The 1,050-nt window shown below is 69.7% G+C and carries 1 protein-coding gene and 1 pseudogene; both read left to right on the forward strand.

What is annotated here, in order from left to right:
* Positions 1–638: LPS export ABC transporter ATP-binding protein (gene lptB / locus AC27IQ_RS25535; protein ID WP_487091302.1), on the forward strand; the 638-nt coding region annotated here is incomplete at its 5' end.
* Positions 639–726: 88 nt separating this feature from the next.
* Positions 727–1,050 (forward strand): annotated as a pseudogene (locus AC27IQ_RS25540) (RNA polymerase factor sigma-54); the annotation flags it as partial.

The following is a 1,050-nucleotide window of genomic DNA, read 5'->3' on the forward strand; positions in this document are numbered from 1 at the left end:
TCGGCCCCAACGGCGCGGGCAAGACCACCTCGTTCTACATGATCGTGGGGCTGGTGCGCAGCGATGGCGGCGACATCCGCATCGACGGCCATTCGGTGGCCGACATGCCCATCCACCGCCGCTCGCGGCTGGGCCTGTCGTACCTGCCGCAGGAAGCGTCGATCTTCCGCAAGCTGACGGTCGAGGAGAACGTGCGCGCCGTGCTGGAGCTGCAGCGCGACGAGAACGACAAGGCCCTGAGCCGCGACGAGATCGAGTCGCGCCTCACCGCCCTGCTGCAGGAGCTGCGCGTGGAGCACCTGCGGGCCTCCCCGGCCCTGGCGCTGTCGGGCGGCGAGCGCCGCCGCGTGGAGATCGCGCGGGCCCTGGCCACGCAGCCGCGCTTCATCTTGCTCGACGAGCCGTTCGCGGGCATCGACCCCATCGCCGTGATCGAGATCCAGCGCATCATCGGGTTCCTCAAGGCGCGGGGCATCGGCGTGCTCATCACCGACCACAACGTGCGCGAGACCCTGGGCATCTGCGACCACGCGTTCATCATCAGCGATGGGCGCGTGCTGGCGCGGGGCACGCCCTCCGAGATCGTGGACAACGCCGAGGTGCGGCGCGTGTACCTCGGCGAGCATTTCAGGATGTGAGCATGGCGTCCACGCTGGTCATCGTGTTGACTGCGCTGCTTCCCGCGGGGGCTCTCGCGCCTCGGGGCGGCCCGGCGGCACCGGTGTGATGAAGCCGGGGCTGTCGCTGCGCGTCTCGCAGCATCTGGCACTCACGCCGCAGTTGCAGCAGTCCATCCGGCTGCTGCAGTTGTCCACCCTGGAACTGTCGCAAGAGGTCGAGCAGATGCTCGACGAAAACCCCTTCCTCGAACGCACCGCCGAAGAGGCCGCGCGTGAAGAATTCGGCCTGCCGCAGGCCGATGCGCCCGTGAGCGAGGACGATCGCCACACCGAAGAGGCCATCTATTCCGGCGCGCCCGGCGAGTCCAGCGCGGCGGTGGAGTCCTCTTCGGAGGGCGATGCCGCGAGCGCCGGCGAGGCGCCGGGCAGC

The sequence above is a fragment of the Acidovorax sp. KPB24-07 genome (assembly GCF_057543315.1).